We start from the raw sequence: 16402 nt of genomic DNA on the forward strand, positions 1-16402 counted from the left end.
ATTAATTATTCGTGTTCTCTTCCTTGATTTTTGTCCCGTAAAAATAGAGTGAGTGAGTATTGATCTTAATTTTGAAAACTTCCTCAATAGTCTTTTTTATACTTTGGATTCGGGGGTCGCAAAATTCCATGACTTCACCAGTATCCGTTAGGATAACATGATCGTGCTGTCTGTCAAAATAGGATTTTTCGTATTGGGCCTGGTTTTTTCCAAACTGGTGTTTTCTAACTAATTTGCATTCCAATAGAAGCTCAATAGTATTGTAAAGTGTAGCCCTGCTAACCCGATAATTTTTGTTTTTCATAGTGATATAAAGTGATTCTATATCAAAATGTTCTTCACTATCGTATATTTCCTGTAAAATTGCGTAGCGCTCAGGTGTTTTTCTGTGCCCATTTCCCTCTAGAAAAGTGGTGAAGACATTTTTAACTATTTCTTGGTTCTTATTTTCGGCCATAGCATTTACCCAGCTTTAGGGTACAAATGTACAGTTAAAATTTAAATTCTGGACACTTTATCGATACCGTTAATACGCTTTAGATTATCTATAACTTTTTTAAGGATAGCATTATTTTTTACAACAAGTGTAATTTTTCCGGAAAAGGTGCCTCCGTCGTTACCGAAATTAATATTCCGCATATTTACATGTAAATTGCCAGAGATTACTTCTGTAATTTCACTGATCAAACCTAGGTTGTCTATACCTGTCAGCATTATTTCTACTGTAAATTCCTCTTGGGAAGAATCGATCCATTTGGCAGAAATAATCCTATAGGCGTAGTTGGACTGGAGAGATATGGCATTGGGACAGTTTTTCTTGTGTACCTTAATTCCATCATTTACACTAACGAATCCAAAAACTTCGTCTCCAGGAATGGGATTGCAGCATTGGGATAATTTATATTCCAGCTTATCCTCTTCCTTGCCAAAAACAAGCGTATCAAATTTAGTAGTTATTTCCTCTCTATGAATATCTTCAGGAACTGGGTTTCTCCTTATTCTATTCTTAAAGAAACTAATAAAAGCATTACTATAAGATGCCGCAAAATCCTTTAACATCTGATTGTCAATAACTCCTATGCCCACTCTATAGAACAAGTCCAAACTGGTTTTGAGTTTAAAGAATATGACCAATTTGTTTATGGTATCCTCGTTAAGGGTAATTTTTTGTGATTTTAGTTTGCGTCTAAGAATTTCCTTACCGTCCATTGCGGTGGACTTCTTTTCTTCCCTTAATGAAGATTTTATCTTGGCCCTGGCCCTTGCTGTAGTGGCGTAATCTAACCAGCTTTGGCTGGGGCTGGCGGTGTCTGAGGTTAATATATCTACTTGGTCTCCACTGTTTAGGGTGGTGTTCAATGGGACTAATTTACCATTCACCTTGGCTCCTCTGGTGTGCATGCCCACTTCCGTATGTATATTAAAGGCGAAATCCAAAGGTGTAGCGCCTTTTGGGAGGGATTTTAATTCTCCTTTAGGTGTAAATACAAAAATCTCCTTGGAATAAAGGTTAAGCTTAAATTCTTCTACAAAATCAACTGCGTTCGTATTGGCATTTTCCAATGCTTCCTGTAGTTTGTTAAGCCATTCTTCAATTCCTTGTTCTTTTTGATTGCCGTGTTTGTATTTAAAATGGGCCGCATAGCCTTTTTCGGCAATCTCGTGCATCCTTTCACTTCTTATCTGTACTTCTACCCATTTGCCCTTTGGTCCCATTACCGTTATGTGTAGGGCCTCATATCCGGTAGATTTTGGAGAGGAAATCCAATCACGTAACCGAACAGGGTTGGGAGTGAAGTGGTCAGTAACGATGGAATAAATTTTCCAGGCTATAAACTTTTCGTTCTGCCGGTCAGACTTGTAAATGATCCTTATGGCAAATTTGTCATAAATCTCATCAAAGGCCACATTCTGAACCTTCATTTTTCGGCGGATAGAGAATATGGATTTCATCCGTCCTTTTATATAATAATCTAACTGCTCTTTATCCAAAGATTCGCTGATAACTCCCGAAAAAGCATCAATATAGGACTGTTGGTCTTCCTTGGATTCTTCAATTTTACCCAAAATATCTTCGTAGACATCCCGTTCCGTATATTTAAGGCTAAGGTCTTCCAGTTCTGTCTTTATGTTGTACAGACCTATTCTATGCGCCAATGGAGCATATATGTACAAGGTTTCCGATGCTATCTTCACTTGTTTATGCTCTGGCATGGAATCCATAGTGAGCATGTTGTGATACCTGTCTGCAATTTTTATAATAATGACCCGGACGTCATCATTTAACGTTAAAAGCATCTTTCTAAAATTCTCAGCCTGTTGGGATATGTTCATATCCTTTTTTAGGTGGGCAATTTTAGTGAGTCCATCCACGATACGTGCTACGGTTTCCCCGAACATACGTTCTATGTCGGCCAAAGTATACTCCGTGTCCTCAACAACATCGTGTAATAGTGCGGAGGCAATGGACACGGCATCCAAACCTATTTCGGAGCTTATTATTTTAGCCACTGCTATAGGGTGAAAAATGTAGGCTTCTCCTGATTTTCTTCTTTGATTTTTATGTGCATCTACGGCAATATCAAAGGCGGAGCGTATCAATTTCTTATCCTCATCGGTAAGATTCTGATAGCTTATGCGGAGCAATTCCTTGTATTGCTTGGCAATCTCCTTGTTTTCTTTCTCTATTGCTGCTTCGGTCATCATAAATTAAAAATAGCACAAACTATACTAGTAGGCAACAAAAATTATGCCTTTAAATTTTGAATTCTGGACATTAGGGTTGGGTGTGAATAGTGCATAAAAACATAGGCCGGATGGGGAGTGAGGTTGCTTAGACTATTTTTTGATAATTTTTTTAATGAGGTGATCAGAGGTTTGGAGGCAAAAGTGTTTTTGGCATAATCATCTGCCTGATACTCAAATTTTCTAGACATAACGTTCATTATCAAGCCAGTAATTTCAGATATAGGACTGTAAAGTATTCCAAAACCGATAAGCGCGGCATGAAAACTTGGCTGTGAAACGCCTATGGCCAAAGATACCTCTGGGGTGTTTATGAATATTGATAAAATAAATAGGGTAAGGCCAGTTAGTAAAATGGAGGCAGATAAATTAAAGATAATGTGTTTCCTTTTATAATGTCCAACTTCATGGGCCAGTACCGCTACAATTTCATCCTCTTCAAGATCATTGATCAAGGTGTCGTATAAGGTTATTCTTTTTTCTTTACCGAAACCCGAAAAATAGGCATTGGCCTTGGTAGATCGTTTTGATCCGTCTATGACAAAGATATTTTTTAGCTCAAAGCCCACATTTTTTGCATACGCTTCAATTTTACTTTTTAAACTACCTTCTGCTAAGGGAGTCTGTTTATTAAAAAGGGGTACTATAAGTTTACTGTAAAAAAGGTTCATGAAAAGCGAAAATACAGCAACGAGTGCCCAAGCATAAATCCAAAAGTTGGTGCCAGCCCATTGAAAGAACCAAATGACCAAGGACAGTATCCCTCCGCCAAGAATTATCATCATCATCCATCCTTTAAGCTTATCTGTCCAGAACAACTTTTTGGTACTCTTGTTAAACCCAAATTTTTCCTCGATAACAAAGGTATGGTAATATGAAAAAGGAGTGGTTACTATATCATTCCCGATCATGATTATGCCAAAAAACATCAGGGCAATAAGGATGGGGCTTTGACTAAGGCTTCTCGCTACTGAATCGATCCATTCAAATCCTCCAAAAGTCAGAAATAACAATGTTAATAAGAGGGAAAAGACAGAACTGATTAGTCCAAAGCGATATTTGATTTTCTTGTACTCTTGGGATTTTCTATATTCCTCTTGGTCAAACACATCACTCAATTCGTTTGGTACCACATCGGAATAACGTTTGGCATTTAAGTATTCCAAAAAAGTTTCAATACAAAATTGAATAACTAATATGGCTATTATTATATAAAATAGGATGTTACTGTTCATGTAAATATTAATGGATTTCAATATTAATTTAAGCTGTAGTTCTTTTATTCTGATTCTTTTGTTAAAACCCTCTCTGCCTTCTAGCCTCAAAGATAAGTATTGCAGCGGATACGGAAACATTCATGGAGTCTATTTCTCCGTGCATGGGAATTATAATATTTTGAGAGGACTTGTTCAGCCATTCCTCGGATAGTCCAGTAGCTTCTGTACCCACTACTATGGCTGTTGGCTTAGTGAAATCCACTTCCGTGTAGGGTTTGGACGCACTTAAGGCTGCACAGTTGATGGCTATATTTCTATTTATTAAGTATTGAATTATCTCTTGTGTGGAGCCTAGGGCCAAATTGGTCGTAAATACACAACCAACGCTAGACCGGATTATATTGGGATTATAGAGGTCGCTTTTCGGATTGGCAATAATTACGGCATCTAGATCAGCGGCATCCGCAGTGCGAAGAAGTGCACCTATATTGCCCGGTTTTTCAGGTGCTTCTGCTATTAAAATCAACGGGGAGTCGTTTCTGAAATTTAATGATTCCAGTGAATGTTCCTTTGTTGCGGCGATGGCCAAAATACCCTCTGTGGTACCCCTATAGGCCAATTTTTGAAAAATTTCTTTCGAAACGGCTATAATTTCTGGTTTAGGTGAAACACTTTGAGTTACTTCCAAAACCATCTCAAAGCTAATAAGACCAGGATAAAAAAGCAGGATCTTTAGGTTGTATTTGCCTTTCAGGGCAAGTTGAAGTTCCTTGACTCCTTCAATAACAAAGAGGCCATTTTTTTTTCGCTCCCGGGATTTTTCTTTTAGTAATAAGATACTCTTTATTAGAGGGTTGTGGGTGCTGGTGATTTCTTTTGGGTGGCTCATTGATGCAAAAATAATATAATATTGTTAACTTAATTAAAGTTATGCGACGAATGGAGCAACTAAAGATAGGCACGATGAAATATATGATTGTAGTGTTGGTGTTGGCCAGCGTGTTATCCTGCAAGCAGGAAAATAAAACAAAGGAAGTTAATGTGGAAATAACTGAACCTAAAACGGAATCAAATATAAACCTTGACCGATATCCAGAACCATTGTTAAAGGTTTTTGAAGCCCATGGTGGAATTGCGAATTGGAAGAACAAAAAGAGTTTGTTTTTTAAACTAGGGGAGGAGCTACATACGATCGATCTACAGTCTAGAAAAGATAGGATAGACGGTCCGGGATACGCCATTGGATTTGATGGGGAAAAGGTATGGCTGCAGAGCGAAGAAAATGCCTATAAAGGTGACCCCGTTTTTTATCACAACTTAATGTCTTATTTTTTTAATATGCCATTTATGTTGGGCGATAAGGGAATAATTTATGACGATACGGAAGATTTGGTGTATCAAGGGGTAAATTATCCTGGTATAGCCATTCGCTTTAAGTCTGGGGTAGGCACCTCCTATAAAGATGAATATTTTCTGCACTATGACCCGAAGACTTATGAAATGGCTTGGCTGGGATATTCAGTGAGCTACCGTAGTGGTGAGCGTTCCGATAATGTAAATTGGATTGAGTATCAGGATTGGGCGGAAGTAAATGGACTAATGGTTCCAAGCTCATTGATGTGGTACAGTTCCGAAGGGCGCACCATTAAAGAACCTAGAAAACCGGTTGTTTTTGAACAGGTAGCGTTCAGTGAGCAGTCCAAGCCGGAAAGTTTTTTTTCGAAGCCCGAAAATGGGGTATTTGTTGAAGGAAAAGTGCAAGAGTAACCATTAAGGGTATTCCCCAAAATGAACAATAGTATTTAGTGCTACATTAGGAGTGTTCTTTGATTGTTTATAGGGGTTTATCCAATAATTTATTTGCTTTGGGTAATTGATGCTGTTTTAATTTTACATGACTTTTGCGGCGCTATGTATTTCTTTATAAGGGATTTTCCTGATAATAGTTTACCAAGAGTGAAACAACGGCGTTGTAACTTTTTATACCCCCTTTCTGATTGTTGGCTTTTAAAAAGGTGTTAAATATAGATTTAAAAACAGGCTCTAGCGGATTTTCATGTGCCTGCCAGAAGTTGGCCTCTTCCCTATAATTCTTTTTAACGCCAGGGTTAAGTTTGCTGTATTGGCTTTTAAAGACATCATGATCCCGTCTAGCAAGCTCGTTCAGGCAATAACTTAGGGCGTAGGAATAAGCGGCATATTTAAAATAAATATCTTCATTGTTGGCCGTAACCAGATAGCCTATAAAATTGGTTTCATTTTCGGCGGAAAAACCCAATTGATGGCCAATCTCATGGCCACATATGACCGGAAATCTAAAATTGGGTAACTTACTATTGGCCTGGGCTTCATTGGTAAACGGATTTAAATAGCCGCCATAACCCATATAGGTCAAAGCCGTACTAAATATCGACTTCTTTAGGCTGGGTCTGTTGTAAGTGAAGAAAGGTATTTGTTTTTCAAGGGATTCATAACCTTTTAAGGTGAGTTCGAAAATTTCTTTTTTGGTATAGGGGACTTCAACTATTTTACTTGTGTCCTTGGTAATTTGAAAATGGATCTCATTGGTTTTACGAATAAGTTGCTCCACAAAATTTACCAAGTCCTGTTGACTGTGTTTATCCCCTAACTCCATAGTTTTAGCAAGGGGTTCACGGTAATAATTTAATCCCCATAAGATATAGAATGTAAAGTAAGCTACAGATAAGACCATGGCAATATCCCTTAAAAATCCGAGGAGGTTTTTTTTAATGGACATTCTATTCACAATGATATAACCTACTCCCAAGATAATTAGAAGTGCGTATATGATATCACCGACGGAAAAAGGAATCCAGCCCAATATTGTTCGCCAAAATCCTGAAATAAACGGATATATTCCTTTACTGTAATAGGTTTCTATAAATTCAGGGTAATTCCCCAGCCACTTCACTATGATAACCTGCGGGATAATTAGCAGGGCAATCAGATTTTTAATTTTGCTGTTCATCGTTTCAAAAATAACCATTAATCTAGCATGGTTGTTTTTTCTATCTGTATTTTTGAACTTATAATTTATACACATGAACAAAGAAATAAGGAATTTAGAGCCTAGGAATATCTGGAATAAGTTTGCCGATTTAAATGAAGTGCCTAGACCTTCCAAACATGAGGAGTGCGTTATAGCATTTATGATGGAATTTGGGAAATCTCTTGGCTTGGAGACTTCAATAGATGAGGTAGGAAATGTGATCATAAAAAAAGTAGCAACCAAGGGAATGGAAAATAGGAAGACAATCATTCTCCAATCCCATTTAGATATGGTACATCAGAAAAACGCAGATACCGATTTTGATTTCAGTACCCAAGGAATAGAAATGTACGCAGACGGTGATTGGGTTAGGGCTAAAGGCACAACCTTGGGAGCCGACAACGGTTTGGGAGTAGCTACTATTATGGCAATCTTGGAAAGTAAAGAAATTCCCCATCCTTCCCTGGAAGCCTTATTTACTATTGATGAAGAAACGGGAATGACGGGGGCAAAAGGCCTAAAAGGCGGATTGTTGGAAGGTGACATTTTATTAAATCTTGACACGGAAGATGATGATGAGATAGATATTGGTTGTGCCGGTGGAATAGATATTACGGCCAATGGAAATTATAAGGAAGAATCTTTGCCTAAAGGGACCCTTGCTTATAAAATAGTAGTAAAGGGGCTTTCTGGAGGTCATAGCGGTATGGATATCCATAAAGGTCTAGGCAATGCCAATAAGATTATGAATGCTTTTTTAATGTTAGGGCAAAAGCATCTGAATTTGAGAGTTGCGAAAGTAGAAGGAGGCGGATTAAGAAATGCAATTCCCAGGGAAAGTACAGCATTGGTGGTGGTAAATGAATCGGATTCCAAGGAACTCAATGAATTGGCAGAAGATTGGGTCAATAGTATATCGAAGGAATTTGTAGCTATAGAGCCTAAGCTTAAAATTGTATTAGAGCCAACCCTTACTCCCCTAAAGGTAATGGAAACTCTGGCCCAGAGTGCTTTGTTAAAGGCTATAAAGAATGCCCATAATGGTGTGTACGCTATGAGCAGGTCCATGGAGGGTTTAGTGGAGACCTCCAATAATATTGCCAGGGTTGAAGTTCAAAATGGCACTATAAAAATAGCATGTTTAACAAGGTCCTCCGTTGAGGCCGGTAAAACGGAATTGGCCCAAAAACTTAAAAATAATTTTGAAGAAGCGCAATATGAAGTGACTTTAAGTGGAGATTACCCCGGTTGGAATCCTAATCCTGATTCTGATATTCTAAAGCTTTTGCAATCCAAGTATGTAGAATTGTTTAAGGAACAGCCCAATGTAGTGGCATGTCATGCAGGGCTGGAGTGTGGGATACTTGGGCAGAATTATCCTGATGTGGATATGATAAGTTTTGGACCCACCATTAAAGGGGCCCATTCTCCTGATGAGCGCGCCAGTATTACGTCATTGCAAAAATTTTGGAAGTTTATTTTAAAAATTTTGGAGGAAATTCCAAAAAAATAGAAGGGAGCCAAAGTCGAGTTGTTTAACGTTCCTAAATCTTAAAGACGGTATGAAATCACAGTCTATATAGTTTATAGGGATGTCTGACTTTAGTAATAACGGAATGATTTTTCTAGGTTGGCATCCTAAAATTCCTTATTTTTAAAAGAAACAAAGTTATATCCGTAATGGGAATTAAAAGTTTTCAAGGGCGAAGAATTCAACAACCTAGCGAGGAGCCACCTCTAAGGGTGTGTGATTATATGACCAGAAAACTGATTACTTTTAAGCCTGAACAATCTGTTGAAGAAGTTATTGTTTCACTTTTGAAATATAAAATTTCAGGAGGTCCGGTGGTAAATGACAAAAACGAATTGATCGGGATGATTTCTGAAGGTGATTGTATAAAGCATATTAGCGAAAACAGATATCACAATTTGCCAAGCTCCAATCTAACAGTGGAAGGGCACATGATTAAAAATGTGGAAACCATTGATGGCAATATGAATATTTTTGATGCGGCAAATAAGTTTTTAAATGAAAAACGCAGACGTTTTCCAATAGTGGAAAATGGAAAATTGGTCGGACAAATTTCACAGAAAGATATATTAAAAGCCACTTTGAAGCTTAAATCGACAAACTGGAAATAATCTTTCTTCCTATTTGTCGTTTTAGACCTATTTCAGGATATTTTTTATTACAATCATAACGATTATTAATTAAAAAGTCCCTTATTGGTTTTCATTAATTTGAAACCAGCAAGGGACTTTTTTCCGTTGTGCAAGGTAATTACTGCGCTATTTCCGTAATTTCTAGGTCAAAGACCAACTTTGCATCCGGTGGGATTGGCCCGTATCCGGCTTCTCCGTATCCTAAATGGGATGGTATAAACAAGCGAACCTTGTCTCCAACCTTCATTTCCATTAGACCTTCCTTGAAACCAGGGATTATCCTAGCCTCAGGGCTATAGTCCATAGGAATGGCTTCATAGCCACGGCCTTGTTTTCTAGCTTCGTCGTAGACTCCATATTTTTTTGCAACCTCTTCGTAATTACTATCAAAAAGTGATCCGTCAGATAAATACCCGGCATATAGTACACTCACCTTTTGACCCACTTTAGGCTTTTCTCCATTGCCCTCGGTTAAGGTAAGAATTTTAAGTCCAGAAGGAAGTTCCTTAGCCGTATTTTCCTCGGTAGTAAGCTGGGCTACGAAATCGGTTTTCATTTTCTCCATTGCCTTGACTTTTTCTTCTGCCTCGGCAAAGTAATTGCTCATTACTTCTACAGCGTCAAATTTCCTGGCTTCCTTACCATTTCTTATAATTTGAACGGTGTTCATGACGACATCCGTCACAGGTCTGTCTCCTTCTGCTGTTTTAACATTGGCAATGGAATCAATAACATCCATTCCTTCAACAACCTCACCAAATACAGTATGTCTGCCATTTAAAAAAGGGGTTTCCTTGTGGGTAATGAAAAATTGACTACCGTTGGTAGTAGGTCCGGAATTGGCCATAGATAGGATACCTGCCTTATGGTGGGTAAGTGAATCGTTAAACTCATCCTTGAATTTATAGCCAGGATTTCCCATACCAGTTCCAGTTGGATCTCCACCTTGAATCATAAAGTCTTTAATTATTCTATGGAAGACAATACCGTCATAGTATTTTTTTCCTTTAAGACTATCGCTAACAAAGGGATTTTTGCCTTCTGCTAGGGAAATAAAATTGGCAACGGTCAAAGGCGTCTTTTGGTACTCCAATTTAAGCACAATTTCTCCTTTAGTTGTGGTGATATCTGCAAAAATACCATCTCCCAAATCGGCATGCTTGCTAGACTTACAGCTCGAAAATGCTATGGATACGATTGCCAATAATAAATAAATTTTCTTCATTTTAATTAATTTTAATTGTTCTCTTTTTGTTTATCGATCTTTAAAATGGTAATAGTGGATTTAATGGGTGCGTTTACCCCAATTTTATTACTGTCCCCGTGATACCCATATGCTAACGAGGAGGGGAATAAAAATGTAGCACTTTCATTCTCCTTTAATAGTTTTATGCTGTTTCTTAGGCCTGGAAAAAGGTCTTGTTTATCTACTTTATAAGTTAAAATCCCAACATGTTCCTTGGAATAAATGGTGTCCTTGTTAAAACTGATCACATTGTATTCCAGGGTTACCAAGTCGTCTGTTTGTGGGCGATAATCAGAGTTGTCGTTCTTTTGTATATAATGGTACCATGAACCAATGCCGCTTGAGAAATAGGTGTTCAGGGAATCATTTTTAATAATTTCCATTATTTGTTTTTCCTCCATGGCCAATAGCTCTTTATTGCGTTCCACGGATTTCCGTATAATACTTCCCGTTTTAACTTTAATCGGTTTTCTGGGTTCTGGGCCACCACAACTAACAAGGGCAGTAATCAGGAAAATGTATAAGAATTGCTTCATGAGTTTAAATCGGCTTTGTACTTGGGTAACAGAGATTTAAAAAAGGTTGTGGTATCTTCCAAAGAAATATCACTTCGGCCCCCTGCGGCATTAGTATGTCCGCCTCCGTTGAAATGGGCCCTGGCGAATTCATTGACTGAAAAGTCACCTTCAGACCTAAAAGAAATCTTAATAATTCCTTCTTCCTTGTTTTCGATAAAAATGACAGCGAAGACTATTCCTTCCAAGGTTAGGCCGTAATTCACAAAACCTTCTGTATCCCCTTTTTTATATTCGTAGGCGTCCAATTCTGCTTGTGATAGGGTGATAAATGCAGTGTTGAACTCCTCTAAGATTACCATGTTTTTTAATGCACAACCAAGTAGATGCAATCTACTTGGTGTATTGGTGTCATATACTTTGTTGTGTGCCTCCGTATTTTTTGCGCCTTTTTCAATTAATTTGGAAACAACAGTATGGGTGCGGCTAGTGGTGGAAGAATATTTAAAAGATCCGGTATCGGTCATGATACCCGTATATAATGAAATAGCAAGCTCCGGGGTAATGCACTCAACGTCCTTTAAGCCTTCGATTACATTGTAAACCATTTCACAAGTGGAACTCATACTAACATCAGAGTAAGTGATTTTAGCGTAATCATCGGGTTCTTGATGGTGGTCTATCATCACAAATGTTGCTGACGCCCCTTCTAGTAATGGTTGCAATTGCCCAATCCTACCCAAGTGATTAAAATCTAAAGTAAATATAACCGAGGCATTGTTAATGAGCAGCTTGGCCGTTGAAGAGTCTTTCTCGAAATTTAATATATGCTCGGTTCCCGGCATCCATTTCAAGAATTTAGGAAAATCGTTGGGTACTATGATGGTAGCGTCCTGGCCTTTATCCTTTAAATAATGCCATAGCCCTAAGGTAGAGCCAATTGCATCACCATCAGGGTTTTTATGCGGTATAATTACAATTTTTTGTGGTACGTTCAGTAACGTCTTAATTGCCTTTGTAATTTCTAAATTCATGCGCGCAAAGATACAATTTAATAATATATGCCATTATTCCACGAATCTATTTTTTACAATATGTGAACTAATGTATGTATTATAAAAAGGAGGTTCCTTAAGGTAAGGAAAAATAAAGTAACAAATTGTGTTATTCGTAATTTAGCTAAAACGGGGAGGGAATTCAATGTTCCAGCATAATAGCGTCCCTGCCATATCGGTACAGAGACGTTAATGATGTATATAGGCATATAAAACCTTTCCTTATTTCGAAAGAATTATTGAAATTATTACAAACAACAGAATCTTGGTTAGTGTAATCATAAGTCATGTTTTAATGGTTAGCGAATTGTATAATAATCGATTATCCATTCAAGATATACAATAGAAAGGTAGATTTCCAAAACTTAAAGACGGAAATATTACATTTGAATACAATTTTATAATCAAAAGAATCACTTGAGTTGTAAATTATAATATAACCCCTTGTAGTGAGTTGTTTTATTGAATTGAAATTGCTATTTAATGTTCTAAAGTGCAATCAAGTAATGCATGTATTATGAATTTTTTTGAATTGCAAGGAGGTTTTAATTCGGAAAAGACCATTTTTTATACATTTCATTGGGGGCCATAGTTCTTTGGGGCCGCTAAATTCTGTTTCTATGATTTTCTTGAAAGCTAAGGTTGGAAGAAAAAAAAGTCAGATTCTTGGTTATATTTGCGGGAAAACCTTTTGATGCCAGATTTACTTTATATTGTTTTAGGACTTGCTTTATTGATTGCTGGGGGAAATTGGCTTTTGAAAGCGGCAGTTGCCTTATCCTTAAAGCTCAATATTCCGAAAATCGTTATTGGGATGACTGTAGTTTCCTTTGCAACTTCTGCTCCAGAACTTATTGTAAGTGTCAATGCCGCTTTGGACGGCTTTCCCGATTTGGCGCTAGGCAACGTTGTGGGTTCCAATATTGCCAATCTAGGTTTGGTACTGGCAATAACTGTTATTTTGGGTAGTATAGACGTAAAAAAGAGCTTCTATACTACCGATTGGCCGGTTATGATGCTGGCTTCATTATTATTTTTTGGGTTTATTTATTTTGATGGTGAAATTCAAAGATATGAGGGCCTTGTAATGGTGGTAGTACTCTTCATCTTTCTGGTATATTTATTGCGATTTCAGAAAACTGCGGTTGTTGATGAATTACCTGAGGATGATGTTCCGTTGCCGTTGTATAAAACGGTATTATTTTTAGGCCTTGGTGGTCTAGCGCTCTGGGGTGGGTCCGAATTATTGATAAAGGGTGCCGTGGGATTGGCTACCTTTTACGGTGTTAGTGAGCGTGTAATCGCTGTAACCGTAGTGTCTATTGGAACTAGTATACCTGAACTAGCGGCCTCCATAATTGCGGTGCTTAAAAAGGAAAAAGCCATTTCTCTGGGAAATCTTATTGGGTCCAATATTTTTAATCTTCTGGCGGTTTTGGGAATTACAGCAATGATTACACCAATCAAATTAGTAGATCAACGTCTGTTGACTAACGATATTTTTTGGATGTTGGGGGTGTCTTTTATGATACTTCCCTTGGTGTTTCTGCCAAGAGGACTCAGGTTAGGCTGGCGAGATGGATTAATACTTCTTGCTGTATACATTGCATTTGTATATTTAACTATAACCTAAAAGGCGGTATCAAATTTGGCTTATGGGAAGTTTAAAATGGAACTTTATTGCTTTCTTAATTTTGTCATATGCAGTTGGTTATAGCCAGCAAAGCGAATTTGTAAGCGGAATGCTTATCGATGCGGAAACAGTAGAGCCTATATCCTTTGCGAGTATTAGGGTCAAGAATAGGGCTGTGGGGGTAATTTCCAACAATGACGGTAGTTTTAGGGTCCCTCTTAAATTTAGGGAGCTTAATGACACTTTGGAAATCACTTCTATGGGTTATGATTCCAGGGAAATTGTAATGGGCGAGTTATTATCTGATAAAATCAATCGGATATATCTAAAACCTATGCTTATCCAATTGGATGAGGTTACATTAGCGGCTTCCAAAAAAAGAGGAAAAGGAAGAATTGCTGGAAATAAGAATGATAAGCCCACTTCTGCAGAGGAGATTATTGATCATTCGATCAAAAATATTCCGTTGAATTATCCCTTTAATCCACAGTCCTATGTAGGATACTACAGGGATTACCAATGGAAATCAGGAGGATATACCAATTTGAATGAGGCAATTGTTGAGGTGTTCGACAAGGGTTTCGGGACTTCTGATTATGAGGATTCCAATACTAGGATATACGAATATTTTAGAAACACGAACTTTCCAATTGATTCTTTAAGTGAAAGGCTATATGACTATGGTGAATACAAGACCAAGACGATTCCTAAAGCCTTTTTGAACAGCTATGGTGGCAATGAGTTTGTTATTTTACGTATAATGGATGCCATCAGGAATTATAACACTTTTTCCTATTCCTTTGTTGATCATTTGGATGCCGATTTTTTAAAAAACCATGATTTTTCTCTGGAAAAAGATACGTATTTGGACGGGAAATCATTGTATGTGATTGACATATATAAGCATAATTGGAAGTATATGGTCCGGGGCAAGATTTATATTTCACAGGACAACTTTGAAATCCATAAATTGGAATACGCTACCTATGATGCTTTGTTGGGGACTAGAAAAATAAGTAAGACCAGTAAAAAAATAGAGGATAGGTTACTTTACCGAACTGTAGTGGAGTATAAGAAGCAGGATGACAAAATGTTTCCCAGTTATATTTCCTTCAGCAATAAATTTCAGGTAAAAGTGCTACCGGTTTTTACCGTCAAGGATGTTGTTATCAATTTTGAAAACAAGCGATTTGAAATTATATTTAATAGGAAGCCCTTGCATTTCAAGGTGCTCAAGGATAAAAATTACAATATCAGTTATAAAGGTAAGAGCATTGAAATAGAGAACATTGTTCTTAAAGATAATGTAACCGTAGCGTTGTATCCTAAGTTGAACCTTGGAGATCAGGCCTTGGAGATTTTTTATGCGGATCCTGCAGATATTAAAAAGGAAGATTTTAGTGTGGTAATGGATAATATTATCGATTTGGAGGGCAACAAGTTGGATTACTCGGAGACTTATTCCCTAATGCAATTCAGGGAATTTTTTGTTCAGCAACAAAAACCAATAAATCAATATCCGGAGGACCGCCTTTTTATGGATAAAAATTGGCCTATATTCCAGGATCAGCCCATTGTTAAACCTGATAATTACAATGACTATTGGATGAATACCCCACTTCTTAAAGAAGGTGCCATTGTAAAATAGGGAGAAATAAAAAACCGCCCCTCTTTTTCAAAAGGAACGGTCGGTAAAAATAATCAACAATTATTTTTATTCTCTTTATATTTTAACGGATTTAACCGTTTTAACGATTCTACCTGCAATTTTGTACGGATCACCGTTAGAAGCTGGTCTTCTATCTTCTAACCAACCTTTCCAGCCTTTTTGAACTGTAATGATCGGAATTCTAATTGAAGCTCCCCTGTCAGAAATACCATAACTAAAGTCATGTATAGATGCTGTTTCATGCTTTCCTGTTAAACGTTGGTCGTTGAACTCACCGTAAACTGCAATGTGCTCTTTAACAACTGGACGGAAGGCTTCGCATATTTTTTCGTAAACTTCTCTAGAACCACAAGTTCTCAAGGTAGTGTTGGAGAAATTTGCGTGCATACCTGAACCATTCCAATCGGTGTCACCAAGAGGTTTTGGGTGGTATTCAATATAGTAACCATGTTGCTCAGTTAATCTGTCCAATAAATATCTGGCAATCCAAATTTCATCACCGGCTTTTTTTGCACCTTTTGCAAACAATTGAAATTCCCATTGCCCACAAGCTACTTCTTGGTTGATACCCTCAAAGTTTAGTCCTGCATCAATACATGCATCAGCATGCTCCTCGACTAAATCACGACCATGGGTATTTAGACCACCAACAGAACAGTAGTACATACCCTGTGGTTTTGGATATCCTCCTCTTGGAAATCCTAACGGAAGTTCTGTTTTTGTATCCATTATGAAATATTCTTGCTCAAATCCAAACCAGAAGTCGTTGTCTTCATCTTCAATTGTAGCCCTACCGTTAGATATGTGCGGAGTACCATCGGCATTCATAACCTCGGTCATTACTAAAAAACCATCGATGCGATGTGGATCAGGATAAATGGCTACTGGCTTTAACACACAGTCAGAAGATCCTCCTTCGGCCTGGCGGGTTGAACTTCCATCAAAGGACCAGATTGGGCAATCTTCCAATTTACCGCTGAAATTTTCCTCAACCTTAGTTTTACTCCTCATGTTCTGTGTGGGCTCGTACCCATCCAACCAAATGTATTCTAATTTAGACTTGCTCATAATATTTCTTGTTGATTTTTATTATTAACGCAGACAAAAATAATAATTTTCGTCATATACGCCATTTTTTAGCGGGTTAAA

The 16402-nt window shown here is 37.6% G+C and carries 14 protein-coding genes; 5 read left to right on the forward strand and 9 right to left on the reverse strand.

Features of this window, described 5'->3' with window-relative positions; translation table 11 throughout:
* Nucleotide 1: 1 nt before the first annotated feature.
* The 4 genes from CWD90_RS07525 to CWD90_RS07540 all read right to left on the reverse strand — a co-directional run bounded on the left by CWD90_RS07525 (nt 2) and on the right by CWD90_RS07540 (nt 4851).
* Complete coding sequence (locus CWD90_RS07525; protein ID WP_103475332.1) at nt 2-457, reverse strand: Fur family transcriptional regulator; 456 nt, start codon at nt 455-457, stop codon at nt 2-4.
* 41 nt (nt 458-498) lie between these two features.
* Nucleotides 499-2703: a RelA/SpoT family protein gene (locus CWD90_RS07530; RefSeq protein WP_103475333.1), complete on the reverse strand. Its 2205-nt coding sequence runs from the start codon at nt 2701-2703 to the stop codon at nt 499-501.
* Nucleotides 2704-2747: 44 nt separating this feature from the next.
* Entirely contained in the window at nt 2748-3980 is a 1233-nt protein-coding gene (locus tag CWD90_RS07535; protein ID WP_103475334.1) for a M48 family metallopeptidase, read from the reverse strand.
* A 61-nt stretch (nt 3981-4041) separates the two neighbouring features.
* Complete coding sequence (locus tag CWD90_RS07540; RefSeq protein ID WP_103475335.1) at nt 4042-4851, reverse strand: TrmH family RNA methyltransferase; 810 nt, start codon at nt 4849-4851, stop codon at nt 4042-4044.
* A gap of 74 nt (nt 4852-4925) precedes the next feature.
* On the opposite strand from CWD90_RS07540, the gene CWD90_RS07545 reads away from it, so the two are divergent.
* Entirely contained in the window at nt 4926-5729 is an 804-nt protein-coding gene (locus tag CWD90_RS07545) for a DUF6503 family protein (protein WP_103475476.1), read from the forward strand.
* Between the two features lie 154 nt (nt 5730-5883).
* Here the strand turns inward: CWD90_RS07545 and CWD90_RS07550 are convergent, their stop codons facing one another.
* Nucleotides 5884-6951, reverse strand: a complete 1068-nt coding sequence (locus CWD90_RS07550; protein ID WP_103475477.1) for a DUF3810 domain-containing protein — start codon at nt 6949-6951, stop codon at nt 5884-5886.
* 73 nt (nt 6952-7024) lie between these two features.
* Between CWD90_RS07550 and CWD90_RS07555 the strand changes: the two genes are divergently transcribed.
* Nucleotides 7025-8485 carry an aminoacyl-histidine dipeptidase gene (locus CWD90_RS07555; RefSeq protein ID WP_103475336.1) on the forward strand — a complete coding sequence of 487 codons (1461 nt, stop codon included), beginning with the start codon at nt 7025-7027 and terminating at the stop codon, nt 8483-8485.
* 167 nt (nt 8486-8652) lie between these two features.
* A complete protein-coding gene (locus CWD90_RS07560; RefSeq protein ID WP_103475337.1) occupies nt 8653-9114 on the forward strand; it encodes a CBS domain-containing protein in 462 nt (153 codons plus the stop codon).
* Nucleotides 9115-9253: 139 nt separating this feature from the next.
* Here CWD90_RS07560 and CWD90_RS07565 read toward each other — a convergent pair whose 3' ends face one another.
* From CWD90_RS07565 to CWD90_RS07575, 3 genes are read right to left on the reverse strand one after another with little or no spacing between them, the layout of a single operon-like run.
* Nucleotides 9254-10360: a peptidylprolyl isomerase gene (locus CWD90_RS07565; RefSeq protein WP_103475338.1), complete on the reverse strand. Its 1107-nt coding sequence runs from the start codon at nt 10358-10360 to the stop codon at nt 9254-9256.
* A gap of 11 nt (nt 10361-10371) precedes the next feature.
* Nucleotides 10372-10917, reverse strand: coding sequence for a gliding motility-associated peptidyl-prolyl isomerase GldI (gene gldI, locus CWD90_RS07570; RefSeq protein ID WP_103475339.1), 546 nt, complete (start codon nt 10915-10917; stop codon nt 10372-10374).
* The gene (locus tag CWD90_RS07575; protein ID WP_103475340.1) at nt 10914-11930 is read right to left on the reverse strand and encodes a DHH family phosphoesterase; all 1017 of its coding nucleotides are present in this window, start codon (nt 11928-11930) and stop codon (nt 10914-10916) included. Before CWD90_RS07575 ends, gldI begins: the two co-directional genes overlap by 4 nt.
* Nucleotides 11931-12645: 715 nt before the next feature.
* On the opposite strand from CWD90_RS07575, the gene CWD90_RS07580 reads away from it, so the two are divergent.
* Complete coding sequence (locus CWD90_RS07580; protein WP_103475341.1) at nt 12646-13584, forward strand: calcium/sodium antiporter; 939 nt, start codon at nt 12646-12648, stop codon at nt 13582-13584.
* 22 nt (nt 13585-13606) lie between these two features.
* Nucleotides 13607-15232 (forward strand): carboxypeptidase-like regulatory domain-containing protein, encoded by a 1626-nt coding sequence (locus tag CWD90_RS07585; RefSeq protein ID WP_103475342.1) that lies wholly within the window; start codon nt 13607-13609, stop codon nt 15230-15232.
* 75 nt (nt 15233-15307) lie between these two features.
* Here CWD90_RS07585 and CWD90_RS07590 read toward each other — a convergent pair whose 3' ends face one another.
* Complete coding sequence (locus tag CWD90_RS07590) at nt 15308-16321, reverse strand: glutamine synthetase beta-grasp domain-containing protein (RefSeq protein WP_103475343.1); 1014 nt, start codon at nt 16319-16321, stop codon at nt 15308-15310.
* Nucleotides 16322-16402: the final 81 nt, after the last annotated feature.

The organism is Arenibacter catalasegens (assembly GCF_002909235.1).
GTDB classification, from domain to species: domain Bacteria; phylum Bacteroidota; class Bacteroidia; order Flavobacteriales; family Flavobacteriaceae; genus Arenibacter; species Arenibacter catalasegens.